The sequence below is a fragment of the Gordonia phthalatica genome (assembly GCF_001305675.1).
Lineage (GTDB): Bacteria > Actinomycetota > Actinomycetes > Mycobacteriales > Mycobacteriaceae > Gordonia > Gordonia phthalatica.
Genome location: NZ_CP011853.1, coordinates 3162120 through 3177856 on the forward strand (window position 1 = coordinate 3162120; position 15737 = coordinate 3177856).

Here is a 15737-nt window from a genome sequence, read left to right on the forward strand (position 1 = left end):
CACCTCAGGCGAAAGGAGCACCGATGACAGTCTCTATCGCCCGCGTCTACGACGCCCCCGGCGACGGCCGCGTGCTGGTCGACCGACTGTGGCCGCGCGGAATCCGCAAGGACGATCCGCGGATCGGACGGTGGATCAAGGAGGCGGCGCCGTCGAAGGAGCTGCGCACCTGGTACCACGCGAACATGGACCAGTACGACGCGTTCCACACCCGCTACCTCGCCGAACTCGAGACGCCCGGCCCCGCCGCCGACGCCTTGAACGAACTCGTCGAGCTGGCGAGGGCGGGCGATCTAGAACTCGCGACCGCGATGAAGGATCCCGCGCACAGCGAGGTCCCGACGCTCGTCGAGGCGATCGAGGCGAAGCTGGCGAACGCCTAGCGCGGGAACGCGGGGCGCAACCAGGCCGGCGGACGGAACGGCGTCAGCTCGCCTGCGGGCATCGCGAGCCGATCGGCGACGCCCCACACGGCGGCCAGATTGTGGCCGAACCCGAGGTGCGAACTGAGGACCTCGATGTTCTCGCTCAACGCCGACGGCTCGTCGCGGCACACCTGCCAGGCGACGATCCCGTCGAGCCTGCTGTAGAACGACGTCGACGGCATCGTCAACGGTTCCGCATCCGCCTCGAGCGGGGTGCCGAGTTCGCGCGCGTGGAAGCGCGACAGCAGGTCGAACAGGTGCTTGGCGCGACTCTGGTCGTGCGTCTCCATCCGGAACGGGCTGCCCAGGGTGATGACCTGCCGGACCTTCTCGGGCGTCTCGCGCGCCAGTTCACGCGCGAAGATCCCGCCGAGGCTCCAGCCGATGAGGCTGACCGGCTGCCCGTGGCGGCGGTAGACGTCGTCGAGCTTGGTGCGCATGCCGCGCAGGATCCGATCGCTGGGGCCGATGTTGACGCCCAACCCCCAGCCGTAGGTCGGGTAACCGAGGTTCTTCAGCGTGGTCCGCAGCGGCGTGGTCGTGAGGTCCGACGTCGTGAAGCCCGGCAGCACCAGGACGGGCTGGGCGTCGTCGCTCATCGGCGCCGCCGCCATCGTCGGCCACGTGGACGCGTAGGCGCCCAGCTCCCACAGGGATCGAGTGAAGTCGGTCGACGTCAACGCCAGGCGCGGCTTGCGTGCCGGTCGATGCTGTTCGGTCATCGGGGTCGCGGTCGTCAGTGTCGTGGTCATCAGTTCGTCAACATTCCGCCGTCGACCGGGAGGGTGATCCCGGACATGTAGCTGCTGGCGTCGCTGGCGAGGAAGATCAGCGCGGAGTCGAGCTCCCCGGGGCTGCCGAGGCGGCCGAACAGGGTGCGCGGGACCACGTACTGCTCGAGGACGCCTTCGGCGAACTCGCCGGTCATCTCCGATTCGAAGTAGCCGGGTGCGAGGGCGTTGACGCGGATGCCCTTGCGCGGCGTCCACTGCTGGGCGAGGTCGCGGGTGAGGCCGATGACGGCCGACTTGCTGGCCGAGTACGCGGCCTGCGGCATCAGCACACTGGTGATGCCGAGAATGCTGGCGAGATTGATGATGGAGCTGCCGGGCTGCATCACGCGGGCGCAGGCCTGCGCCATCCAGTACGAGCCGTTGACGTTGATATCCATCACCTTGCGGAACTCGTCCGGCGACTCGCGCAGGGCGGGCACCGACGCGGCGACACCCGCGTTGTTGACGAGGACGTCGAGGCGACCGAACTCGGCCATCGCGGCCTCGGCGGCCGCGGTGCACTGGTCGGGGTCGGCGACGTCGGTGGTCACGGCGATCGCGCGACGCCCCATCGCCTCGATCGCCGCCTTGGTGTCGGCGAGGCGGTCGGCGCGGCGGGCGGCGAGGACCACATCGGCGCCGACATCGGCGAGGGCTTTGGCGAAGCCGACACCGAGGCCGCTGGATGCGCCCGTGACGAGCGCGACTTTTCCGTCGAGCCGGAAGTTGTCGAGGATGGCAGACATCGGAGGTCTCCTGATCGGGTGGGAGGGTTCAGGGGGGTGAGGGGATGGAACAGGAATCAGCCGAGGGCGTCGACGACACCGATGGCGTCGAGGGTCTCGAGGCCCTCCTGCGCGAAGTGCGCGAGCACGATGAGGTCGTGGAGCTCGCCGTCGCGGTCGCGGATGTGGTCGCGCAGGAGCGCTTCGCCGGTGAAGCCGAAGCGGGAGAACATCTCGATCACCGGTTCCTGGTCGGTCGCGAGCTCGATGACGATCTTGCCCAGCCCGGCGCCGAATCCGCTGCGCAGCGCCTGCTTGGTGAGGTCACGCCCCAGGCCGGTGCCGCGGGCGTCCGGATCGACGACGATCCGCAGCTCGCCGACGTGGTCGGACCAACCGGGCAGTCGCTGCACGGCGGCCCAGCCGACCACCGCGCCGTCGTCGACGGCCACCCACCGCAGATCCGGGGAATCGGCGAGGGAGACGACGTGCTCGGGGTCGTTGAGGTCCTCGCGGATCAGGGTGAGGTCGAGGTCCGAGAGCTTGGCGAACATCGCGGCCAGGCCGGTGACGTCGTCTCGGGTGAGATTGCGAATCTCAGCAGTCATGGTCAACGCGCCTCGCTCTGCTTCTGGAGGAATTCGATGATGGTGGGGATGGTGGTCTTGGCCGCGGTACGGCCGACGACCAGGCCGATGTGTCCGCCCTTGAGCCGCAGCTCGGTCTTCTGCTCGGACCCGACCAGGTCCATGACCGGCGCCGCCGCCGCGGCGGGCACGATGTGGTCCTTCTCCCCCAGCACCGCCATGAACGGCACGGTGATGGATTTGAGACTGACGTGATCGCCGCCGATGACCAGCTTGTCCTCGACGAAGGCGTTGTCGCGCATCAGCATGGTCGACATCTGGCGCGCGAGCTCACCGGCGAGCGGCACGTGGTCGCTCGCCCAGCCGTTCATCGACTGGTAGGCCTTCACGTAGTCGTCGCTCCACAGCTTCTCGAGCAGGTCCACGTAACCGTTGATGTCGGCGGTCGGCTTCAACGAACGGAAGGCCGAGAAGACAACGTCCGCGGGCACGTTCCCGTCGTCGCCGAGGACCGCGTCGACGTCGTCGCCGATGGACCCCAGCGACGGCGGCATCTGTGTGAAGTCCACCGGGCACGCGGTGACGGTGTGCGAGCGGACCGGTGCGTCCGGGTGGTGAGCGCCGTGCAGCAGGGTCAGGACTCCGCCGAAGCAGTAGCCGAGCAGGCTCACCTCGTCGGCCTCCGACCGCTTGCACACCTCGCGGATCGCGGCGGGGATGGCGCCGTCGACGTAGTACTCGAAGCCGTTGCGCGCGTCGCGCTCGTCGGCCTCGCCCCACTCCAGCATGTAGACGTCGAAGCCGCCCGCGAGCAGGTGCTCGATGAAGCTGTTGCCCGGCGTCAGATCGAGGATGTAGGCGCGGGAGACGACGCTGAACACGATGAGCAGCGGTGGTCGGTAGCGGATGTCGTCGTTCCGATAGCGGTACAGCTCGGCGCGGCCGTTGCGCCACACCAGGTCGCGCGGGGTGACGCCGTTTTTGACGCTCGAGACGCCCGCGGCCATCTTGATGCCGTTGCGGGCGCGGAGCGCGTTGCGTTCCACCTCTTTGCGGATGCTGTCGACGATGCTCACTTCTCGTCCTTCCGCTGGGCGTCGCGCTCGGCGAGCTCCATCCGAAGTTGGCGAACCTCGTAGTCGAGTTCACCGATCTGCCTGCGCAGCTTTTTCACGTCAGTGCCCGCGGGCAGGTTGGCCAGGTGCAGGGCCGAGGCGACGACGCCGCCGACCTTCCGGCCCGCGGCCCGACGCAGCCCGCCGACCACCTGATTCGCGGTGCGGAACTCGTCGGAATGCACCACGTCCTCGACCACCGGCGTCACCCGCTTCTCGACGGCGTCGTAGACCGATCGCAGAGAGAATCCCATCAGCTCGCCTTTCGGAATCCAGTGCCGCCGGTCGGGGCGCCGAGCATGGCGGCACAGGCCTGACGAACCTTCACCGCATCGGGTTCTTCACCCGTGATCAGATTCGCATACACGAAGGTCTCGGTGATGCGAACCAGGATCAACGCGAGGTCGTCGATCGGCAGGGACGGCGCGAGCTCGCCCGCATCCACACGCTCGTCGAGGAATTCACTCACCTTCCCGACGATCCGCGGCTGCACACCGCCACCCCAGGTGGTCATCACCTTGAACGCGCGTTCGGGTTCGCGGGCCAGGAATCCTCGGAACGACGCGTCGCGGTTGGCGATGGCGGCGAACTCGCCGAGGGTGTTCGCGATCTTCGTCGGCCCCGCGCCCGCCGCCCTGCGGTGGGCGGTGTCGAGAGCGAGTTCGGCCATCGCCCAGATCACCTCGGCCAGGAGTCCGTCACGGCCGTTGAACCTGCGGTAGATGGTGCTGCGATTGACGCCGACAGTCTGCGCGAGCTCGCCGACCTCGATGCGCCCCTTGGTGACGAAGGCCTCGCGCGCAGCGGCCAGGACGGTGCTCTGATCGATCATGCGAACCACTCCTCCTCGCGCGACACACTCGGCTGTTTGTGCACCATTTCGGGAAAATGATGCAAATTCGGGCGTAATCAGGAACACTATCCCGATGGGTCCATTAGGTGACCCACGTTGAGAAATCCGGTGGCACTTCACACGTGCGACGGCTTCCGAAGGAGAAACATGATCGAAACGACAATGCAGCACGGAGATCTGCTGATCTCCGACGTACTCGAGTACAGCCGCCGTGTATTCCCCGAGGCCAAGGTCATCACCTGGACCGGCGAAGGCACCCGCGAGGCGTCGTTCTCGGAGATCGGCGACCAGGCTGCACAGCTCGCCAACGCGCTCGTCAAGCTGGGCGTTGAGCAGGGCGATCGTGTCGCGACGTTCATGTGGAACAACAACGAGCACCAGGCGCTCTACGCCGGCGTCCCGTCCATGGGCGCCATCCTGCACACCCTGAACCTGCGCCTGACACCGGAACAGGCCGTGTTCATCATCAACCACGCCGACGACAAGGTGATCTTCGTCGACGCCACCGTCGCACCGCTGCTGTCGCCGTACCTGGCGAGCACCCCGAACGTGCAGCACGTGGTCGTCGCCAACGGCCCGGTCGAGTCGCTCACCGCCCCCGACCACATCACCGTCCACGCCTACAACGACCTCATCGCGGGCGAGGCCACCACGTACGACTGGCCGAAGATCGACGAGAACACCGCCGCCGTCATGTGCTACACCTCGGGCACCACCGGCGACCCGAAGGGCGTCGTCTACTCGCACCGCAGCATCTACCTGCACTCGATGCTCGCGACCACCACCATGGCGATGCAGCTGTCGAACCAGGACAGCATGCTGGCGATCGTCCCGATGTTCCACGTCATGTCGTGGGGACTCCCCTACGCCGCGATGATGGCCGGCTCGACCCTCGTCATGCCCGACCGCTTCCTGCAGCCCGAGCCGCTGCTGGCGATGATGGCCGCGACCAAGCCGACCCTCGCCGCCGCCGTCCCCACCATCTGGCAGGGCGTCGCCGCCCAGCTCGACGCCAAGCCGCAGGACATCACGCACCTGCGCGAGGTGGTCGTCGGCGGTGCCGCCGTCCCGCCGTCCATGATCAAGAAGTTCGACGGCTACGGCGTCACCATCATCCACGCCTGGGGCATGACCGAGACCTCGCCGCTCGGCAGCGTCGCGCGTCCGCCCGCCGGTCTGACCGACCCGGACGAGATCTTCTCCTACCGCGTCACCCAGGGCCGTTTCCCGGCCCCGGTCAAGGCCCGCATCGTCGGCGACAACGGCGAGGAGCAGCCGTGGGACGGTGAGGCACGCGGCGAGCTCGAGGTGGCCGGCCCGTGGATCACCGGCGCCTACTACCAGCCGGAGGGCAACGTCACCGACCCGAGCAAGTTCGACGACGGCTGGCTGCGCACCGGCGACGTCGCGACCGTCACGCCGAACGGCTTCATGACGATCGTCGACCGCGCCAAGGACATCATCAAGACCGGCGGCGAGTGGATCTCGTCGGTCGAACTCGAGAACGTCATCGCCTCCAACCCGGCGGTCGTCGAGGCCACCGTCATCGGCGTCCCCGACGCCAAGTGGGACGAGCGTCCGTTCGTGCTCGCCGTGGTTCGCAGCGAGGCCGACACCGACGTCGACGCCCACAAGGCGTACCTGGCCGAGCGGCTGCCGAAGTGGCAGATCCCGGAGCGCTGGTCGTTCGTCACCGAGGTCCCGAAGACCTCGGTCGGCAAGTTCGACAAGAAGCGCGTCCGCCAGGCCTACGCCGACGGCGACTACACGGTCCTCGGCGGACCGGAGGCCTGAGCCTCGGCCGCGTCGAATCGACTGCACTGACCGGAGGCCCGGTCGCCCTCGACGGGCGACCGGGCCTTCCCCGTCGACGTGGTCCGCGCGGTCTACACTCGCTGCGTGAGCCGCACCAAGAAATTGACGCTGGCCGCGGTGGGGGTGATCGTCGCGCTGGGTCTCGGCACCGCGGCGTGGGTGCTGGCGGTCCACGACTTCGGACTTCACCAGGAGCGGGTCACCATCGAGGGACCTCGCGGCGAACTGTCCGCGGTCCTCGACACCCCGGCGAAGCGAGACGGCCCGTTCGGCTTGATCGTCGTCGTCCACGACGCGGGGCCGGCGCAGGCCCGCACCGACCGCGACAAGCCGCTGTGGAACGCCTACGCGAAGGCCGGTTTCGCCATCCTCTCGTGGGACAAGCCCGGTGTCGACGGCGCCTCGGGGAACTGGCTGGATCAGTCGATGCACGATCGCGCTGCCGAGGTGGAGGCGGCGATCTCGTGGGCGTACACCCGTCCCGACCTGGACACCACGCGTCTGGGTGTGTGGGGCATCGGGGAGGCCGGCTGGGTGGTGCCGCAGGTGCTCGCCGCTCGCAACGACATCGGTTTCGCAGTCCTCGTCGGACCGGCGATCAACTGGTTGCGGCAGGACGAGTTCGCGTTGCGCGCCGACCTCGCAGCCCGGCAGGCGAAGCCCGCCGAGGCGGCCGTCGAACTCGATCGTCGCGCTCGCCGGGTGGCACTGCTGAAGGACGGAGCCGACTATCGGCGCTACGTCGCATCGCGCATCGACCCGACGCCGATGTCCGCGGCGCAGTGGGGTTTCGCCGCACGCAATTTCCGCGCCGACGCGACGGCATCGCTGAGCCGGATCTCGGTGCCGTTGCTGTTGGTTCTCGGCGGCGAGGATCGCTACGCCGACGTGAACGAGACCGAGGCGGTGTACCGCCGGAAGGTGCAGCCCTCGGTGCTGACGATCAAGCGGTTCAGCGAGGCCACGCACGCCATCACGCGCAAGGGCATCGAGTACCGGAGCGACTTCCGCGTGTCCGCACGTGAAATCTTCGCTCCGTCGACCGTGTACGCGCCCGGATACCTCGACGCGTTGCGAATCTTCGCCCAGCGCAACACCAAGTGACTCCGATTCGCGCGCACCGGACGTTCAGCGAATCGCTGACGCACCGGGTACGGTGGTTCTCGTACCTCCCGTTCACTACAGAAAGGCACGGTTCCGATGGACTCCGCACTGTGGGCAACCCTGACTGACCACCCTCAGCTTCTCGAGCTTCTGAAGTCCGTTTTCTCGGGCGTTCAGTAAGAGTTCGGCATCGAGAGCGCCTCGCCCGGTTTCGGGCGAGGCGCTCTCTGTCGTTGTCGGGGTTCAGACCAGGTCGAGGCGTCGCGCCATGTCGGAGACGAAGACCCCGTCCGGATCCACCGCGCGACGGACCCGCCGCCATTCATCGATCCGCGGGTACATCGTATGAAAGGTCTCGGCAGAGGTGACCGAGTCCTTCGCCGAGTAGAGGCGTCCGCCGGCGTCGAGGACCATCCTGTCGAGCCGGGTGGTGAGGCGGTGCAGGTCGGGACCGATCGCGAAATCGAAGGTCGCCGTCACACCGGGCATCGGGAACGACAGCGGTGCCCGGTTGCCGTCGCCGAACATCTTGAGGACGTTGACGAAACTGGCGTGACCCGACTCCTTGACGGTTCGCAGGATCGGAGCGAACTCGTCGAGTGATTCGTGGGGCAGCACGAACTGGTACTGCAGGAAGCCGTTCGGTCCGTAGAAGCGGTTCCACTCGCCCATGAAGTCGAGCGGATGCAGGAACTGGGAGATGTTGAGGATCTTCCCGTCGAACGTCGATCCGGTGCGGAAGTAGCCCTTGGACATCAGCCCGAAGGTCAGCCGATTGCCGAGCCCGCTGGGGAAGACGTCCGGGACCGTCAGGTACTGCGGGGCGTCGAACTTCAGCGGGTGACGCCGCAGTCGCGCGGGCAGTTCGTCGCGGGTGGCGAGTCGGCCGCGGGTGAAGTAGCCGCGACCCAGCGTGTCACCGCCGGAGACGGCGTCGAACCAGCCCGCGCTGTAGTCGGCGTCGGCGTTCCATTCGTCGCGGTGCAGGTCGATGGTCTCCCGCAGTCCCCCGGTGACGACGCCGTCGGCCAGGAAGTAGGCCGTCTCGGTCCGTTGCAGGCGGAGCCGGGCGCGCAGCACGATCCCGGTGAGGCCCATCCCGCCGACCGTCGCCCAGAACAGTTCACCGCCGGGATCCTGGGCATCTCCGTCGGGGGTCAATTCGCGGATCCGGCCGTCCGCGGTGAGCAGTCGGAGACCGAGGACCTGATTGCCGAAGCTGCCCGTGCTGTGGTGGCTCTTGCCGTGGATGTCGTGGGCGATGGCGCCGCCGATCGTCACCTGCCGGGTGCCGGGCAGGACCGGCAGCCACAGCCCCAGCGGCAGAATCATCCGCATTAGCGCGTCGAGGGACACCCCGGCGTCGACGTCGGCGACGAGTTCGTCCGCGTCCACACTGTGCACCCGCTGCAGCGGTGTCATGTCGACGGTGAGACCGCCGCTGTTCTGTGCCGACTCGTTGTATGAGCGTCCCAGGCCGCGGGCGATGACGCCGCGCCCGTCGGACTCACGCACCGCGCGGGCGATGACGTCGACGTCCGGGGTCGAGAGCACCGACGCGGCGGTCGTGTTGGTCCGCGACCAACCGCTGATCGATCGGGTCCGAATGGGCAGTTCCAGTTATTCAGTCACTCGCCGCAACCTATTCGGGTGGGCTGAGCCGGGATTCAGACCCGCCTGTGTGTCGCCTGTGCGTCAGCGGGCTCCCACCGACTGGCGCCGGTAGTCGTCGGTAGAGAGTGCCTCGACGGCCGATCGATGCCATTCGCCGCGGTCATGGGCCTTGGTGGCCAGCACCGCGGGTCCGTGGACGGCGACCGCGTAGGCGCGGTCGCGCGCCGTCGTCACGCTGCCCGCCGGATACTTCTGCGCCATCGTCCGCAGGTAGTCGTCCCCGGCTCGGGTGCGCCCGAAGCGCGCTCGGAGGACTCCGGCGGCCAGCAGCACGCCGACCATCAACACGAGCGGCACGATGACGTCCACCCCGCCTCCGTCGACGAGGATGAGGATCGCCACCACCGCCAGCAGGACCAGCACGGCGCCGAGCGGTGCCAGCACGAGCCGCCGATCGTGTTTGCTCGCGAGGAGGTCGCGGCCGATGAGGTAGTCGGTCATCTGTCCCAGGTGGTCGTGCGTCGCGGCGCTGACGGCCTCGACGGTCGGGCTGGTCAGGACGCGTCCGCGCTGTGCCACGTAGGCCGTATAGGCGTCGCCGCCCACCGCTTCGGCGGACCGGTGGCCGTGTTCGTCGGCCGACTCGTCGAGCCAGAGGAGTGCGACGGCGACGGCATAGCGGTGCCCGTACAGGCAGCCGACCTCGGTGGGCGTGAGGTCTCGGCCCGGGGACGGCACCCGCTTGCGCCACAGGAGGAACTGCCGCCACGCGAAGGTCGCACAGACGATCAGAAGCACGGCGACATAGAGACGAGTCAACGCTTCAGGGTTCCCGACAAAGCCCATCGCACCAGGGTGTCACATCCTTCGATCGTGCGACAGTGATCCGTGCACCCGCGGCACGAATCAGGGGAGGTCGCGGCCCGCCGAACGCAGGAAGTCGCCGCTGACCTGCACGGCCGGGGCGGAGCTGTCACCGCCGACGACGAGGGTCGCGAACGCGACGTCGCCGATGATTCCGGTGAACCAGCCGTGCGCGTGCTTGTTGTCCCCGAACTCCGCCGTTCCGGTCTTGCCGCCGAGCCCGGCGATGTCGCGCAGCGCGGTCGCGGTGCCTGCCGTGACGGTCTCCCGCATCATCGAGCGCAGGGCGTCGGCGACGTTCGGGGGAACGTCCTGCGGCTTGGTGTTCTCTCCGGTGCCGAGGCCCTGGATCAGGGTGGGCGTCACGGTGCGGCGGGCGGCGAGGCTCGCCTCCACCATCGCCATGCCGAACGGAGAGGCGGTGACGGCTCCCTGCCCGATGCCGCTCTCGACCTTCTGCGCGTCGTTCTTCGCGGCAGGCACCGAGCCGGTGATGGTCGTGAGCCCGGGAATCGTGTAGTCGACGCCGAGCCCGAACATCCTCGCGGTGTCGGTGAGCGCGGTGTCACCGAGCTTCGTCGACAACCCCGCCATCGTGGTGTTGCACGAGCGCGCGAAGGCCGTGTGCAGCGGGACTGTCCCGAGGTCGAACTCGTCCTCGTTGGGGATCACGCGATCGCCGAACCGCTGTCTGCCCGGGCACTTCAGCATCGAGTCCGGCTTCACGATGCCCGCGCGGAGCGCCGCGGCCGTGGTGATGGTCTTGAACGTGGACCCCGGCGGGTAGAGACCGGTGAGCGCCACCGGTCCCTGTTTGTCGGCGGCGGCGTTCTGCGCGACCGCCAGGATGCCGCCGGTCGACGGCCGGATCGCCACCAGCATCGTGGGACGCTTCTCCTTCGTGACCGCCGCGGCCGCCGCCCGCATCAGCGCCACGTCGAGGGTGGTCTCGACCGGAGTCGGGGTACGGCCGTCGAAGGTCCGCACCTGGCCGGTCGGCTTCCCCTTCGCGTCGACCAGGAGCACAGTGGCGCCGGCGGCGTCGTCGATGGACGCGCGCCATTTCTCCTCGAGACCCGACACGACCGGGGAGTTCAAGTCTTTGGTCGCGGTGAGCAGGCGCCCCTCGGTACGCGTGGTGACGCCGGCGATGCGGTCGAGCCGGCCCACCTTCTTCGCGTCAGCCGCCCGCAGCGAGACGACCGTGACGGGCGTCTTCGCCTTCGCCAGATCGGCGCGGATCGACGCGGAGGTGATCGACGGGGCCACCGGCTTCAGTCTGGTCGCCAGCTCCCCCGCCGAGTCCGCGCGACTCGGATCCAGGGAGACGACGGTGACCTCCTGCCAGGTCATGACCGGCTTGTTCTTGCGATCGACGACGGGGACGTCGTAGGTCTTGTCATCGCTGTAGAGCAGTCGTCCGCCGACGGTGAGTTTCGGGTGGATGAGCTGCGGGTTCCACCGCACGGCCCCATCGGATTCGGTGACGGAGGTGGTGTATTCGACGGTCCGGTTGTGCGGCAGCAGCCACTTCCACGACAGCTGGTTGTCGTCGTCCCCCGCCACGCCGACTTCGACCTTCGCGTCGCCCATGCCGTCGAAGGTGTCGGTGAAGGCCTTCTTCGCCGCAGTCGGATCGGAGGTGAGCTCCGCTGCCGCACCGGCGTCCTTGCTCGTCAAGACGTCGGCCAGGCGCTGCGCGGGCGACGGGTCGGAACCACAAGCGACGGCGACCGCCGCGATCAGGACCAATACAACGGCAAGAACGAGACGGCGCATGTCCTCCAGTCAAGCGATCACCCGTCGACCGGGCAACCTCCCCGGTAGCGTGTTGCCATGGCACGGATCGAGAACGCTGCGGACGACGACGTCGCGACCTGGCTGTCCCACTCTCCGACCTTGGCCGCGGGCCTCGGCGCGTACACGGACGCGGTCTACAACAAGTCGCGCCTTCCCCTTCGGGTCCGAGAGATCGCGCGAATGAACATCGCGCTCGCCAACGAATGCATGGTCTGCCAGAACACTCGCGAGACCGCCGACGCCACGCTCGACGAGGACTTCTACGAACACGTGGGACTCTGGGCCACTTGGCCCGGATACAGCGACGCCGAACGGGTGGCGGCGGAGTTCGCGGAGCGGTTCGCCGCCGATCACACCGGTCTGCGCGACGACGAAGACTTCTGGTTGCGCTGCAAGGTCCACTTCGACGACGACCTGCTGGTCGAGCTGACCCTGTCGTGCGGCCTGTGGCTGGCGGCCGGTCGTGCGATGCGGGTCCTCGACGTCGGGCAGTCGTGCAGGCTGACGCTGCACACCGAGTCCGGGCCCGCGTGAGCTCCACGGAGCCGACCACCGCGGTCGAGGCGATCATCGACTCCGCCCGGTTCGCCACACTGCTGTTCCGACCGACGGCCCGGGCGGTCGTCGACATCGACGGTGTCGAGCACGTCGTCGGATGGCGGAGCTCGAAGGTCATCCCGGTCGTGCCCGGCGTTCACCGGGTCGGTGTCACCTGCCGCTGGTTTCACCGGTTCGACAGCCGTCGTGTCTGGCTCGAGGTCGATGTCCCTCGCGGCCGGACCACACCGGTGTGGATGCGCGTCGGCAACTACGGCGGCGAACAGTTCACGATCAGCACCGCCCCGCGCGGAACCTATCTGTGGGGATCGTGATTCCACCCCTCAGCGTTCGGTGATCAGCCACTGCGACCGAAGGGTGTCGACATCGGCGGCCGCGGTGAAGACGGCGGGCTCGAACGGATCCGCCGTGATCCGCTGAGAGGCGGGTGGGTTCTCGACGATCATCTGTGCGACGTCCGTTCCGAGCATCGGTGCCGCCGCGACCTCGCGCGCGACCGCAGACGCCGCATCCCTGGTCTCGTCCACGCTCGCGTCCGGCGCACAGAGGTGGACCTCGACGATGAGCGAGTCCGAGTCGGCGACCCGCTTCACTCGCGCGTCGCCCGTGCTGAACCGGACCGGCAGCGCGGCCAACGCAGGCACCGCGGCGTGCACGGCGTTGCCCAGCCCGAAATCCGAGGTGGCGACGCCGTCGCAGGGAGGTGCCGTCGCAGACTGATCCGCCGAGGAGTCCGCACAACCGACGAGGCCGACGCTCAGCGCGATGGCACCCGCGGCCGAAAGTGCGCGCACCCGAACAGACATCATGTCCCCCCGTTCCCGGCGGTCGGGTTCCCGACCGCCCATATGTATCAATCAATTGATACACTAACACGCACCGCTTACAGTTCCGCGTATCAATCAGTTGATACACCGATACACGGAGGCTCCATGGGAATCCTGCTCTTCCTACCCGTCATTCTCGGCATCGCTGCCGCTTTCGGCCTCGCGGCGCTCGCTCGCTCGCGATCAGCCGTGTCCGGCGATCACCTGATCATCACGAAGGTCTTCCGGCGACTGCTCGGGTGGCGTGTCGGCGGCTTCGTCCTCGGCATCGCCTCCGCCGTTGCCGTGCCGTTCATCGCGGTGGGACTCTTCGATGTCGATTCGCCCGTGGTGATCCTGATCTGGGTTCCCGCGGTGCTCGCCCTGGTGTACCTGGTCAGCCTGTCCATCGGCGAACGTCTCGCCTACCGGCCCGCGTCGGAACGGCGAAGCGCGACGTTGACTGCGCGAGCCGCCGGCCGCTACCTCTCCGTGCGTGACGCAGTGGTCCCATTGATCGCGACACTGGGTTTCGCGACACTCGCCGCCGCGACGCTGGCCGTGACCAACGACCAGGGCAACGTGGAGATCGTCTGTGCGAGTCCCTACCCCGGCGACTCCGGTTCCAGCGCCCATTCCTCGATCGACGACGCGTCGACCTGGGCAGCCCTCGGGCTCGTCGTCGTTGCCGCGGCGCTCGCCGCGCTTGTTGCGCGCACAGCGACCAACCGTGCCCGCCCGGATCAGGGCGTCTTCGCCGCCGCGGAGGACGACGCCCTTCGCCGCTCGACGATCCGCGCCGGTCTCGGCATCTACACCGCGTTCGCCGCCATCATGGGCGCCGTCTTCACGCTCGCGCTCGCCGACATCCTCACCTCAGACTTCGCGCCGTGCACCGCACCGAGCTGGTGGCACCCGGTCGGCGTCGCCCTGGGCTGGTCGCTGATCGGCTGGCTCGGGGTGTACACCTGGAGCGTGGTTCAGATCGTCGCGCGACCGGTTGCGACTCGCACGTTCGCGAGCATCGGATGAGTACCTCCATCACCGTCGACACGACCGACCCGACGCCACCGTATGAGCAGATCCGCAGGCAGATCGCGGACGCCATCGAACGCGGAGCCTTCGATGTCGGTGCCAAGCTCCCGTCCGTGCGGCAGTTGGCCAACGACCTCGGCATCGCCACCGGTACCGTCGCGCGCGCCTATCGCGAACTCGAACACGGCGGCCTGATCCAGTCCCGGCGTGGGCTGGGGACCACCGTGCGGGCGGCACCGCGACCGGTCGCCGACCTGCTGGATGAGAAGTCGCGCCTGTTCATCGCCGAGGCACGGGCGCTGGGAGTCGACGACGCCGCCATCGTCGCCGCGGTGACACGGAACCTGACACCGCCGAGCCGATGACTCGTGAAGAGAAGAGGACCCCTACCGGAATCGGTAGGGGTCCTCGTCGGTGGAGCCGCCGGGAATTGAACCCGGGTCCTCCGTCACTTCGGTGGGGCTTCTCCGTGTGCAGTCCGCTGTGTCTCTACTTGGATCTCTCGGTCTCACGAACAAGCCGAGATGACGATCCCAGTCGCTGTTTGATGTCCTGCCGTCGTCCGCGACCGGCGACGGCAGTGAGTTCCCTAGCTGATGCCGGCATCCGGTTCCGGGAGCTTAGATCCGGGCCGACAGACTAGCCTCGCTGATTAGGCAGCGAGAGCGTAGTCGCGCTGATTGGTATCGGCGCTTAATTGTTTGCTGCGACGCTTACGGTGGTCTCTAGCCTGCACCGACACGCTTCCCCCACCTCGATGCACGTAGTCGAAACCGATCGGCCCCGAGGGGGTTGCCCACCGATTTCTCGGTGGACATCTAATACTAACGAACACCGGCGACAGAATCATCCCGATATACGGCGGAACCTTCGTCGATGGTCTCTGTGGCGGATCAGCCGATCCGCAGCAGGGCCGTGTCGTCGGCCGGAACCCGGATCGTGAGCGCTCCGTCGCTCGCCTTGATCCGCTGGCCGGTCCAGACGTTGCGTGCGGGAACGAGATCGTCGCCCGCCAGGTTGAGGTCGGTGACCTGTACCGACATGTCTCGGGCGACAGAGGTGCGATTGACGAGGGAGATCAGCAGTCCTTTCTCCCCGATCGCCCGCGAAAAGATGTCGGGCGCGTCGAGGACGGGGGCGCCCGGCGCGTTCCTCGAGTCACGGACGAAGTCGACGACCTCCCGGGTGCTGAGCGCGGCGAGGGTCGGCGGGGAGACTGCCGCGAGGTCTGCGGAGGCGACGAGCGGCTCGGCGCGGATCACCCGTTCGGTGACGGCGGTCCGGACCTGCGCGGTACTGCCGCGCTCGACGTCGATCGCCGCCGAGCGTTCGGTGCGGTCGGGGAAGGCGACGTCGAGTCCACGCGCTGCCAGGTCGCGGGTCAGCTGGGCGTCGCCGGTGTAGCGCTTCCGCTCACCGCCGTCGCAGTCGACGAAGACGGTGCGGAAGCCGACGTCGCGCAGGCCGGTGCGGACCAGCTCATCGGCCTGGGTGCGGATCTGGTCCGCGCTCGCCCGGCAGGGCGGAGCCGCGACCAGCCAGCCCACCTCGGGCGGTGGACCCGACCGGTCGGGCTCGGTCCGAACACAGCCGGTCAGCAGTGCCGCGCCGGCGACGACGGCCGACGCCGCCGCGGTCAGTCTCCGCAGTGCCGCCAAACCGT

The 15737-nt window shown here is 68.1% G+C and carries 18 protein-coding genes and 1 other RNA gene; 7 read left to right on the forward strand and 12 right to left on the reverse strand.

All coding sequences use genetic code 11. From position 1 onward, the window contains the following. Window positions 1-23 precede the first annotated feature (23 nt). On the forward strand, window positions 24-383 hold the full coding sequence (locus tag ACH46_RS14780) for a DUF488 domain-containing protein (protein WP_062393593.1): 360 nt from the start codon (window positions 24-26) through the stop codon (window positions 381-383). Here the strand turns inward: ACH46_RS14780 and ACH46_RS14785 are convergent. From ACH46_RS14785 to ACH46_RS14810, 6 genes are read right to left on the reverse strand one after another with little or no spacing between them, the layout of a single operon-like run. Beyond that, the gene (locus tag ACH46_RS14785) at window positions 380-1177 is read right to left on the reverse strand and encodes a GPI inositol-deacylase (RefSeq protein WP_226995637.1); all 798 of its coding nucleotides are present in this window, start codon (window positions 1175-1177) and stop codon (window positions 380-382) included. The genes ACH46_RS14780 and ACH46_RS14785 overlap by 4 nt on opposite strands. Then, window positions 1177-1944, reverse strand: coding sequence for an SDR family NAD(P)-dependent oxidoreductase (locus ACH46_RS14790; RefSeq protein WP_062393594.1), 768 nt, complete (start codon window positions 1942-1944; stop codon window positions 1177-1179). Before ACH46_RS14790 ends, ACH46_RS14785 begins: the two co-directional genes overlap by 1 nt. Window positions 1945-2000: 56 nt before the next feature. Then, window positions 2001-2531, reverse strand: a complete 531-nt coding sequence (locus ACH46_RS14795) for a GNAT family N-acetyltransferase (protein WP_062393595.1) — start codon at window positions 2529-2531, stop codon at window positions 2001-2003. Between the two features lie 2 nt (window positions 2532-2533). Further along, a complete protein-coding gene (locus tag ACH46_RS14800) occupies window positions 2534-3586 on the reverse strand; it encodes an alpha/beta hydrolase (RefSeq protein WP_226995638.1) in 1053 nt (350 codons plus the stop codon). Then, window positions 3583-3879: a hypothetical protein gene (locus ACH46_RS14805; protein WP_062393596.1), complete on the reverse strand. Its 297-nt coding sequence runs from the start codon at window positions 3877-3879 to the stop codon at window positions 3583-3585. Before ACH46_RS14805 ends, ACH46_RS14800 begins: the two co-directional genes overlap by 4 nt. Beyond that, window positions 3879-4457, reverse strand: a complete 579-nt coding sequence (locus ACH46_RS14810) for a TetR/AcrR family transcriptional regulator (protein ID WP_062393597.1) — start codon at window positions 4455-4457, stop codon at window positions 3879-3881. The genes ACH46_RS14805 and ACH46_RS14810 overlap by 1 nt, the downstream gene beginning before the upstream one ends. 168 nt (window positions 4458-4625) lie before the next feature. Between ACH46_RS14810 and ACH46_RS14815 the strand changes: the two genes are divergently transcribed. Together ACH46_RS14815 and ACH46_RS14820 are read left to right on the forward strand one after the other, a co-directional pair. Next, entirely contained in the window at window positions 4626-6272 is a 1647-nt protein-coding gene (locus tag ACH46_RS14815) for a long-chain fatty acid--CoA ligase (protein WP_062393598.1), read from the forward strand. A 105-nt stretch (window positions 6273-6377) separates the two neighbouring features. After that, complete coding sequence (locus tag ACH46_RS14820; protein ID WP_062395494.1) at window positions 6378-7397, forward strand: alpha/beta hydrolase family protein; 1020 nt, start codon at window positions 6378-6380, stop codon at window positions 7395-7397. Between the two features lie 243 nt (window positions 7398-7640). Here ACH46_RS14820 and ACH46_RS14825 read toward each other — a convergent pair whose 3' ends face one another. The 3 genes from ACH46_RS14825 to ACH46_RS14835 form a co-directional block, all read right to left on the reverse strand. Beyond that, window positions 7641-9017, reverse strand: coding sequence for an FAD-binding oxidoreductase (locus ACH46_RS14825; RefSeq protein ID WP_062393599.1), 1377 nt, complete (start codon window positions 9015-9017; stop codon window positions 7641-7643). Between the two features lie 75 nt (window positions 9018-9092). Then, entirely contained in the window at window positions 9093-9830 is a 738-nt protein-coding gene (locus ACH46_RS14830; RefSeq protein ID WP_157851066.1) for a TIGR04222 domain-containing membrane protein, read from the reverse strand. Between the two features lie 87 nt (window positions 9831-9917). After that, window positions 9918-11654: a penicillin-binding transpeptidase domain-containing protein gene (locus tag ACH46_RS14835; RefSeq protein ID WP_062393601.1), complete on the reverse strand. Its 1737-nt coding sequence runs from the start codon at window positions 11652-11654 to the stop codon at window positions 9918-9920. Window positions 11655-11711: 57 nt separating this feature from the next. Here ACH46_RS14835 and ACH46_RS14840 point away from each other — a divergent pair, with 57 nt between their 5' ends. Together ACH46_RS14840 and ACH46_RS14845 are read left to right on the forward strand one after the other, a co-directional pair. Then, window positions 11712-12209 carry a carboxymuconolactone decarboxylase family protein gene (locus ACH46_RS14840; protein WP_062393602.1) on the forward strand — a complete coding sequence of 166 codons (498 nt, stop codon included), beginning with the start codon at window positions 11712-11714 and terminating at the stop codon, window positions 12207-12209. After that, window positions 12206-12547: a hypothetical protein gene (locus ACH46_RS14845; protein WP_062393603.1), complete on the forward strand. Its 342-nt coding sequence runs from the start codon at window positions 12206-12208 to the stop codon at window positions 12545-12547. The genes ACH46_RS14840 and ACH46_RS14845 overlap by 4 nt, the downstream gene beginning before the upstream one ends. A gap of 9 nt (window positions 12548-12556) precedes the next feature. Here ACH46_RS14845 and ACH46_RS14850 read toward each other — a convergent pair whose 3' ends face one another. After that, window positions 12557-13027 (reverse strand): hypothetical protein, encoded by a 471-nt coding sequence (locus ACH46_RS14850; RefSeq protein ID WP_157851067.1) that lies wholly within the window; start codon window positions 13025-13027, stop codon window positions 12557-12559. A gap of 138 nt (window positions 13028-13165) precedes the next feature. Here ACH46_RS14850 and ACH46_RS14855 point away from each other — a divergent pair, with 138 nt between their 5' ends. Together ACH46_RS14855 and ACH46_RS14860 are read left to right on the forward strand one after the other, a co-directional pair. Further along, window positions 13166-14071: a hypothetical protein gene (locus ACH46_RS14855; protein WP_062393605.1), complete on the forward strand. Its 906-nt coding sequence runs from the start codon at window positions 13166-13168 to the stop codon at window positions 14069-14071. After that, the gene (locus tag ACH46_RS14860) at window positions 14068-14439 is read left to right on the forward strand and encodes a GntR family transcriptional regulator (protein ID WP_062393606.1); all 372 of its coding nucleotides are present in this window, start codon (window positions 14068-14070) and stop codon (window positions 14437-14439) included. Before ACH46_RS14855 ends, ACH46_RS14860 begins: the two co-directional genes overlap by 4 nt. Window positions 14440-14486: 47 nt before the next feature. Here ACH46_RS14860 and ssrA read toward each other — a convergent pair. Both ssrA and ACH46_RS14870 read right to left on the reverse strand, forming a co-directional pair. Further along, window positions 14487-14859, reverse strand: a transfer-messenger RNA (tmRNA) gene (ssrA, locus tag ACH46_RS14865). Window positions 14860-14967: 108 nt separating this feature from the next. Beyond that, entirely contained in the window at window positions 14968-15732 is a 765-nt protein-coding gene (locus ACH46_RS14870) for a hypothetical protein (RefSeq protein ID WP_062393607.1), read from the reverse strand. Window positions 15733-15737: the final 5 nt, after the last annotated feature.

What these genes read in the sequence shown, in the direction of transcription:
- ACH46_RS14840 (WP_062393602.1), top strand. Translation starts at nt 11,712, where the DNA reads ATGGCACGGATCGAGAACGCTGCGGACGACGACGTCGCGACCTGGCTG.
- ACH46_RS14860 (WP_062393606.1), top strand. Translation starts at nt 14,068, where the DNA reads ATGAGTACCTCCATCACCGTCGACACGACCGACCCGACGCCACCGTAT.
- ACH46_RS14855 (WP_062393605.1), top strand. Translation starts at nt 13,166, where the DNA reads ATGGGAATCCTGCTCTTCCTACCCGTCATTCTCGGCATCGCTGCCGCT.
- ACH46_RS14785 (WP_226995637.1), bottom strand. Translation starts at nt 1,177, where the DNA reads ATGACCACGACACTGACGACCGCGACCCCGATGACCGAACAGCATCGA.
- ACH46_RS14805 (WP_062393596.1), bottom strand. Translation starts at nt 3,879, where the DNA reads ATGGGATTCTCTCTGCGATCGGTCTACGACGCCGTCGAGAAGCGGGTG.
- ACH46_RS14780 (WP_062393593.1), top strand. Translation starts at nt 24, where the DNA reads ATGACAGTCTCTATCGCCCGCGTCTACGACGCCCCCGGCGACGGCCGC.
- ACH46_RS14795 (WP_062393595.1), bottom strand. Translation starts at nt 2,531, where the DNA reads ATGACTGCTGAGATTCGCAATCTCACCCGAGACGACGTCACCGGCCTG.
- ACH46_RS14810 (WP_062393597.1), bottom strand. Translation starts at nt 4,457, where the DNA reads ATGATCGATCAGAGCACCGTCCTGGCCGCTGCGCGCGAGGCCTTCGTC.
- ACH46_RS14835 (WP_062393601.1), bottom strand. Translation starts at nt 11,654, where the DNA reads ATGCGCCGTCTCGTTCTTGCCGTTGTATTGGTCCTGATCGCGGCGGTC.
- ACH46_RS14815 (WP_062393598.1), top strand. Translation starts at nt 4,626, where the DNA reads ATGATCGAAACGACAATGCAGCACGGAGATCTGCTGATCTCCGACGTA.
- ACH46_RS14790 (WP_062393594.1), bottom strand. Translation starts at nt 1,944, where the DNA reads ATGTCTGCCATCCTCGACAACTTCCGGCTCGACGGAAAAGTCGCGCTC.